The sequence below is a fragment of the Psychrobacter sp. UBA3962 genome (assembly GCF_002385225.1).
Classification (GTDB): Bacteria; Pseudomonadota; Gammaproteobacteria; order Pseudomonadales; family Moraxellaceae; genus Psychrobacter.
Genome location: NZ_DGDC01000008.1, coordinates 1 through 8,217 on the forward strand (window position 1 = coordinate 1; position 8,217 = coordinate 8,217).

8 protein-coding genes are annotated in these 8,217 nt (G+C 42.4%); 4 read left to right on the forward strand and 4 right to left on the reverse strand.

What is annotated here, in order from left to right:
* Nucleotides 1-110 precede the first annotated feature (110 nt).
* On the reverse strand, nt 111-1,370 hold the full coding sequence (gene sat, locus B3S92_RS01990) for a sulfate adenylyltransferase (protein ID WP_296202210.1): 1,260 nt from the start codon (nt 1,368-1,370) through the stop codon (nt 111-113).
* A gap of 257 nt (nt 1,371-1,627) precedes the next feature.
* Between sat and B3S92_RS01995 the strand changes: the two genes are divergently transcribed.
* From B3S92_RS01995 to B3S92_RS02005, 3 genes are all read left to right on the forward strand, one after another.
* Complete coding sequence (locus B3S92_RS01995; RefSeq protein WP_296202211.1) at nt 1,628-3,310, forward strand: nitrite/sulfite reductase; 1,683 nt, start codon at nt 1,628-1,630, stop codon at nt 3,308-3,310.
* Nucleotides 3,303-3,905 carry a DUF934 domain-containing protein gene (locus B3S92_RS02000; RefSeq protein WP_296202212.1) on the forward strand — a complete coding sequence of 201 codons (603 nt, stop codon included), beginning with the start codon at nt 3,303-3,305 and terminating at the stop codon, nt 3,903-3,905. The genes B3S92_RS01995 and B3S92_RS02000 overlap by 8 nt, the downstream gene beginning before the upstream one ends.
* An 85-nt stretch (nt 3,906-3,990) precedes the next feature.
* A complete protein-coding gene (locus B3S92_RS02005; protein ID WP_077450848.1) occupies nt 3,991-4,620 on the forward strand; it encodes a phosphoadenosine phosphosulfate reductase family protein in 630 nt (209 codons plus the stop codon).
* Nucleotides 4,621-4,778: 158 nt separating this feature from the next.
* Here the strand turns inward: B3S92_RS02005 and B3S92_RS02010 are convergent, their stop codons facing one another.
* A complete protein-coding gene (locus B3S92_RS02010) occupies nt 4,779-5,138 on the reverse strand; it encodes a hypothetical protein (protein ID WP_296202213.1) in 360 nt (119 codons plus the stop codon).
* Nucleotides 5,139-5,344: 206 nt separating this feature from the next.
* On the opposite strand from B3S92_RS02010, the gene cysG reads away from it, so the two are divergent.
* Nucleotides 5,345-6,823 carry a siroheme synthase CysG gene (gene cysG / locus B3S92_RS02015; protein ID WP_296202215.1) on the forward strand — a complete coding sequence of 493 codons (1,479 nt, stop codon included), beginning with the start codon at nt 5,345-5,347 and terminating at the stop codon, nt 6,821-6,823.
* Nucleotides 6,824-7,515: 692 nt separating this feature from the next.
* On the opposite strand, the gene B3S92_RS02020 is transcribed toward cysG, so the two are convergent.
* Nucleotides 7,516-7,863, reverse strand: a complete 348-nt coding sequence (locus B3S92_RS02020; RefSeq protein ID WP_296202216.1) for a TM2 domain-containing protein — start codon at nt 7,861-7,863, stop codon at nt 7,516-7,518.
* A 39-nt stretch (nt 7,864-7,902) separates the two neighbouring features.
* Complete coding sequence (locus B3S92_RS12130) at nt 7,903-8,187, reverse strand: OB-fold protein (RefSeq protein ID WP_414706977.1); 285 nt, start codon at nt 8,185-8,187, stop codon at nt 7,903-7,905.
* Nucleotides 8,188-8,217: the final 30 nt, after the last annotated feature.

An 8,217-nucleotide genomic window follows, 5' to 3' on the forward strand; every position in this document is an offset into this window, starting at 1 on the left:
ACCATCGATTAAAGCGGTTAAGGGCTAAAATAGGGCTTTATCTGTATTTTTCAAATTACGGACACGCCCTAGTAATTATCTCAACTTAGGGCATGCTTTAAAGCATAAGTCTACTGAGCAGACGCCCCTACCAGATGTACCTCAGCACGCTCTTCTTTGGCGATACCGGCATAGTATTCACGTAAAATCTGCAATACTTCTGGACGACTGAAATTCTCAGGAACTTCTTGATCCTCAGACAACGCTTTACGCAGCTTAGTGCCTGAAACCTTAACGTGTTGATCAGCATCATGCGGGCAGGTTTTGGTAGAAGCCATCGCTTGACAGCCATTACACCAGAAGGTCCAGTCAATCTTCAACGGCTGAGTCAACATCGCATCTTTGTCAATCTCATCGAAGATAGCCTGAGCGTCAAACGGACCATAATAATCGCCTACACCGGCATGGTCACGGCCAACAATCAGATGGCTACAGCCGTAGTTTTGACGGAATAACGCATGCAATAAGGCTTCACGAGGACCTGCATAACGCATGTCTAGCGGATAACCGGCTTGGATAACGGTGTCTTTTTTGAAGTAGTTATCGATTAAAGTTTTAATCGCCTCTTGACGCACTTCAGCAGGGATATCACCTGGCTTCAACGCGCCCAGTAGGGAGTGAATCATCACCCCATCACATATCTCAATAGCAATCTTGGCTAAGTATTCGTGTGAACGGTGCATTGGGTTACGGGTCTGGAACGCAGCCACTGTCTGCCAGTTTTTCTCTTCAAATAAGGCACGAGTCTCAGTAGGTGTCTTATAAATCTCAGGATATAAGGTTGGGAACTCGCCTTGACTGAAGACTTTAACGCTACCGGCAACGTTAACTTCGCCCTGCTCCATGACTTGTTTTACCCCAGGATGCTCTTCATCGGTAGTGGTAAATACTTGCTGACACTCATGAGCCTTATCAATGGTATAGGTTTCTTCAACAGTGATCACCCCCATAATCTCGCCATCTTCAGCGACCAATGCCACTTCATCGCCTGGCGCTAAGGTATCGGCCTGCTCTTTGCTGGTCGATAAAGTGATTGGGATTGGCCAAAACAAGCCTTTATTAGACCCAGATTTAAGCGTCATCTCATCGACTACGCCTTGCCAATCTGCCTGATTCATAAAGCCATCTAGTGGCGTAAATCCACCAATACCCAACATAATTAAGTCGCCACGCTCGCGTGAGCTTAGGATAATTTGTGGTAGGTTTTTGGCGTTTGCTAAGGCTTGATTTAACTCCTCACCTTCTAATAATAAAGGCTTAAGCGCTTCGCTACCATGTGGCGGTACAATGCTGGTTTTACCAAGGCGTTTTACAATCTTCTGTTCAGTCATATTTAAATCCAGTTGTTTTGATTCCAGTTAATTGAATATCTAGTGGGTTGAACATAGGGTTAGGTGGATGCGAAAAATTAGGTCGAAATCAAACCCTTACATCCCTTTGTAAATGTGATGACAGTAGACTAACGAAATTTACTTATTCTTATCTATGCTGTGTTTGGATATAGATATGACAGATATGAATTTATAAAAAACTTGGGGCGTGGTTAGTATAGCTACATGATTTTTTGTTACCTAAGGGCATATTAACTATGTATAAGTACACTCATGCCGACCAAGCCATGGTTGATGAGCGGGTTGAGCAGTTTCGCGATCAGACCCGCCGCTTCTTAGCTGGAGAGCTACCTGAAGAGCAATATTTGCCGCTGCGCCTACAAAACGGCCTGTATATTCAGCGCCATGCGCCTATGTTACGTATCGCTGTGCCTTATGGATTATTGGCAAGCTATCAAGTGCGCAAGCTGGCTGAAATTACCCGCAAATATGACCGCGGTTTTGGTCACTTCACTACCCGTACCAACCTACAGTTAAACTGGCCTAAACTTGAGGAAGTGCCTGATATCCTAGCAGAGCTGGCCTCAGTTCAAATGCATGCCATTCAAACCTCAGGCAACTGTATCCGTAATACCACCACCGACCCATATGCCGGTGTTAATGCCAATGAAATTGAAGATCCTCGCCCTTATTGTGAAATTATCCGTCAGTGGTCAACCTTTCACCCTGAGTTTGCTTTTTTGCCCCGTAAATTCAAAATTGCAGTGATAGGTAGCCCTGAAGACCGTGCGGCTACTCAAGTGCATGATATTGGTCTGCATCTGCTAAAAAATGACGAAGGTGAAGTTGGCTTTGAAGTCATCGTTGGTGGCGGTCTTGGCCGTACGCCGATCATTGGTAAAACCATTCGCGAGTTTCTACCACGTCAACACCTACTAAGCTATCTAGATGCCATATTGCGTGTCTATAATTTACATGGTCGCCGAGATAACAAATACAAAGCGCGCATCAAAATCTTAGTTGAGAGCATGGGTGCTAGAGAGTTCACGAAGCTGGTCGAAAAAGAGTGGGAAACGTTCACCAAAGATGGCGAACTAACCTTGACCGAAGAGAACTTTGAGACCGCAAAAAGCTATTTCCCAGAGTTTGACTACGAAACAATTGATGAGCTTGCCAGCAAGTCTGAGCTAAGCAAGCAATTTGAGAATAAAGCCTTCGCTGATTGGTATCACCGCAATACTGTGCCACATAAAGTAGCGGGCTATCGTGCGGTTGTCGTTTCCTTAAAGGCTGGCTTGGTCGATGGCAAATACGTCCCTGCTGGTGACGTGACTCATGAGCAATTAGATCGCCTGGCTGACCTAGCTGATCAATACAGCTTCGGTGAGATTCGCGGTACCCATCAGCAAAACTTAGTATTCGCTGACGTAAAGCAGACCGATCTGTATGCGCTATGGGAAGCGTTATCTGAAATCAATTTAGCGCGTCCAAACATCGGTACCTTAACCGATATGATCGTCTGCCCAGGCTTTGACTTATGTGCGCTGGCGAACGCCACCACCTTTAACATCGCTGAGCAAATTGAAAAGCACTTTGATGACATAGACTATCTGTATGATTTGGGCGATATTCAGCTCAATATGTCTGGCTGTATGAATGCTTGTGCGCACCACCATGTGGGTGATATCGGTATCTTAGGTGTCGATAAAAAAGGTGAGCACTGGTATCAAATCAGCTTGGGTGGTAGCTCAAAATCAGATACTCGTTTGGGCAATATCTTAGGCCGCTCAGTGGCCACAGAGGAAGTGGCTCCAACCTTACAAAAGGTATTGGACGTCTATACCCAGCAGCGTCATGTCGAAGGGGATACCCCAGAGCCGTTCGCTGACTTCGTACAACGTGTGGGCATCAAGCCATTTAAGGAGGCCGTATATGGGTAATCACAGCATTTTAGACGCTCAGGCAAAGGACATTACCGCTGAGGACAGCTGGTACGCCCTATTTACCTCTGAATTACCAGATGGTATTGCCTCCAAGACCATCCATTTAAGCGAGCTATTGCATAAGTCAGAGCGCTTGGATGTCATCTTACCACTGGCTGATATTTTATCACCGCAAGGCTTATTGACTGAAGTACTGGCTTTAATTGCCAATTACACTAGCCGAGTGGGTTTATGGGCTGATACTAGCATCTCAACTGAGCAATTAGATGAACTTTTGGCGGCTTGCCAAAACAGCGATCGACCTTTATTAAATGCTTTAGATCTTATTGTGCTATATCAACCTGGATTTGCTGATGGTCGTAGCTTTAGCCAAGCCCGTCACTTACGTCAAAAGGGCTTTACAGGCGAGATCCGAATCACAGGTCACTTTGGCCGAGATCAGATTGTCTATCTACAGCGCGCTGGGGTTGATAGCTTCGTGATTGCTACTGAAGATTTAACAGATGATATTCAAGCGGCTTTCTCAGTATTACCCTCTTCTTATGATGGCAACGTAGCCAGTCAGCTACCAATGTTTAGAAAGCAAGCTTAGTGGTTTAGATAAACAAACTTAATTATTTAATTTTTAGACCCTTTGTATTTTGGATTATTTTTAGCCAACCTTTAAGGAATGAAACATGACTATCGAAATCAATATCGACCAAGCCAACCAAGAATTACAAGGCAAAACTCCAGAACAAATCGTTGAGTGGGCATTGGCCAAAGCTGAAAACCCAATCATCACTACTAACTTCCGTCCTTATGAATCAGCTATCCTGCATTTAGTGGCTAAGCAAAAACCAGACATCACGGTATTGTGGGTAGATTCTGGTTATAACACCCGTGCTACTTATGACTTTGCTAATAAGCTTATCAAAGACTTAAACCTAAACGTGGTGACTTATATCCCTCAGCAAACCAGTGCTCACCGTGACGCGACCATGAACGGCATCCCAAGTGTCAATAATCCACTACATGATGAGTTCACAGAGCAGGTTAAACTTGAGCCATTTAGACGTGCGCTTAGCGAGTTAAAGCCAGACGTATGGTTTAACGCTATTCGTAAAGACCAGACTGAATTCCGTCAAGGTCTTGACGTGCTAAGCCAGTCAAAAGACGGTGTATTGAAAGTAGCGCCTTTGTTCTACAAAAACGATAAAGATTTAGACGCTTACTTAGAAGAAAACAACTTACCTAACGAGTTCGATTATTTCGACCCTACTAAAGTGGAAGAAAATCGTGAGTGTGGTCTACATACTCAGCTATAAGTTTTATTAGTTAATTAATAGCTTTTAAGCTTCGATAATTTCGACAGTTCCACTAAATAAAAAACACCGCCTAGCTTATGTTAGGCGGTGTTTTTTTATGAGAGATACATTTGAATTTAATACATCAGTCAAATATTAGTTTCTCAGCCGAATGGCTGTTAAGGCTCATACTTACCCTTTACCGCATTATGAAGAAACTTAATCAGAAGAACGCCTCCCATTATCATTAAAAAAGTATTTCCTACACTTCTATCCAGATTAAAAACTTTTTCTAACCCATTGAAAGTAATCCATGCAGCAAGCACCATCATCAAAAAATGATAATCGCCGCCCTTAATGGCTTTAAGCAGCTCAGATACTATAAGCGTAACCCCTAACACTATATCGAAAGAACCTCTAGGTAGAGTATCAGGGAATAAATAATAGGCTGCGCCATATATAGTAACCAGTGCTAAGCCAATGTAGCTATAAATTCTTAGATCTTGTTCTTGCTTAGGATTGTCTAGATTTTTACTCATACAGTCTCCTAAATTAAAGTGTGGCAATGCAGCGGAGTTTGTCGATCACAATAATTTAAGTATATATCGGCTTGTTAAGTCGTATTTAAATATTAAAATCAACTTCTTATGATAAATATGAATTAAGTAATATCAACTTCTATGATGTTAGTTATAGGTTAATAAGCCATAATGACTTCATATTCTATATTTTAAGTTTTTGAGTTATGAACACCTTTCCCCTATTTTTTAAATTGACCAATCAACCCGTGCTAATTGTCGGTGGTGGCGAAGTCGCTCAGCGTAAAGCGGACTTGTTATCTCGTGCTGGCGCGCACATTACCATTTTAGCACCCCATATTAGCGAAGAAATAAAACAACTACTGTCCGATGACAAACACAGCTTAATCACAGAACAATATGATAAAAAGTATTTAACGGGTAAGCGTATCGTTATCGCCGGTACAGATGATGAAGCGTTAAACCATCAAGTACATGCTGATTGCCAAGCCTTGAATATCCCCGTCAATGTGGTTGACACCCCGCCCCTATGTGACTTTATCTTCCCCGCCATTGTCGATAGGAATCCCATTGTCATTGGCATTTCTTCAAATGGCAAAGCCCCAGTGCTGGCCCGCCTAACCCGTGCTCGTTTAGAGACCCTAATCCCACAAGGTTATGGCAAACTAGCTAAACTGGCTGGTGATATGCGTGATGAAGTTAAATCAAAAATACCAACGCTAACCGGACGCCGTCAGTTTTGGGAAAAAGCGTTTGAAGGTAAGGTCAGCGAGCTGATGTTTGCTGGACGTGAAGCCGATGCCGAACAAGCGTTAAAACAAGACTTAGCAGCCACGCACAGTCGACTGTTAAAGCAAAAAGATGATAATGGCTCGGACACAGATTTAGACACACAGACCAATATTGGTGAAGTGTATATTGTTGGTGCTGGTCCAGGTGACCCCGAGTTACTGACCTTTAAAGCACTACGCTTAATGCAGCAAGCTGACATTGTTTATCACGATGCTCTAGTGTCTGATGCAGTACTTGATCTGTGTCGCCGTGATGCTGATAAAGTATTTGTCGGTAAAAAACGCAGCAATCATGCCGTAGCGCAACAAGGTATCAACCAATTGATGATTGATGCTGCCAAATCAGGCAAGCGTGTGGTGCGTCTCAAAGGCGGCGACCCTTTTGTGTTTGGCCGTGGCGGTGAAGAAATACAAGCCTTACGTGCTGCTGGTATTCCCTATCAAGTAGTTCCTGGTATTACCGCTGCTGGAGCTGCTTCTTGTTATACTGGGATTCCGCTGACCCACCGTGATCATGCTCAATCGGTACGCTTTGTGACTGGATTTTTAAAGTCAGGTGAGCCCAATACCGGCTTTGCTGCTTTGACCAATCCTGAAGAAACAGTAGTCTTCTATATGGGACTGCATTCGATTGAGCGATTGACCAAGGGTCTGATGGATGCAGGACGAGATCCCAATACGCCAATTGCGATTATCTCTCAGGCCAGTTTACCGACGCAGCAAGTGATGACTGGGACTCTACAAGACATCGTTGCCAAACATGAGGCAAATCCACTACCGACCCCTGCCCTATTGATTGTCGGTGCAGTGGCTCAACTGCATAATGAGCTGGCTTGGTTTGGAGCAAACATTGTGGACACCGACCAACAGGCGCATGCGCTAAATATGGTCTAAGGCTTTAGGTTAAGCTTCTTTAATTTAAGCCAAAGGGTTTTATCTGTCGTGGATAAAATCCTTTTTTATTGCTGTTTTATAGGATAGATAAGCTTTGAAAACTGGATTCAAAATGAACGAAATAGAATTAAGCTTACCTATGAAGCATGCTAGATTTGTCTTACAAGCCATTGACTTCAGGCTTGAGACTTGGAAAAATCTGTAGAATCTGGTGAGCTAGATGAAGATGAGATTTCTGATATAAACAACGATAGTAGGCTACTCCAAGGTGTACGAGATGAGCTTGAAATGAAGTTAGCCGCCTATTAGGCCCATGTTTTAAAACAATCGTCACTTAGTCGATAAATTTATGCTTATGAGCTGCCAGTCGATTAGATTTTAATGCGCTAGACGGTTTATTACCCAGTTACAGGCGACACTTGGATAGTTCTGCTGATGCTTTGATAAATATACTTATTTCCATACTTTTTAATATTTCAACAAACAATAGTAATACAGCTTTTTTCATTAATAAAATATATAGAAAGTAAAAGCCAATTCGTTAATAAAACTCATTGGCTTTAAAGTATCTTAAAGGGGATCTCACACAAACAAACTAAGCTCGGAATGCAAGATTATTGATAAGCACTTAAATGAAACGTATTTGGAACAACTAATAGTGTTAAATTTCCCACCGTTTATTAGCTATTATCCTATCTATGTCCATATTTTCTAACAAACTCTTCATCTGACATAACTAAAAATAATATACCTTCTACAAATGCCACTATTGCAGGTATAAACGTCCAAAAGAAAAGAAGATAGATAACGCCCCACCCTATTTGACCTAAATAAAATTTATGTACTCCAATCCCCCCTACAAGTAGGGCTAGTACTCCTGCAGCCACTTTATTTTTACCATTAGGTGCTTGTGTGCTACTACTTTTTTGTCTGACACCACATTTAGGACATATTTCCGCTTTACTACTTATTACCTCGCCACAGTCACTACAAAACATTTCTCCTTCACTTTTAACTCTATTCTGCAGTTTGTTATCCATAACGGCACTCCTTACTTTTAGTAGAACTATTTAAAAATTTTATTGGAAGACACAGTCATCCATCATCGGAAAACCCATTATCTCCCCCGCACCACGACACAATACTGTAATCTCCTGACCTTTACTCAAAGTTGCAGCTGTATTAGTAAAGTTGCTATCGCCTTCGGCTGAAACAGTTTCTAAAAAGCCTCCTGCAGTAATCTCTACTACAGCTTCATCTACGAAATCACTATTAATACTTTCGACAGTTCCAGTTACTTTTAAAAGCTTACCTTTATACTTATTATCAGCCGCTATTTCATTGGAGTCGTAGTCTCTATATATCTGTTGTGGGGGTAATCACCCCGAAAAATA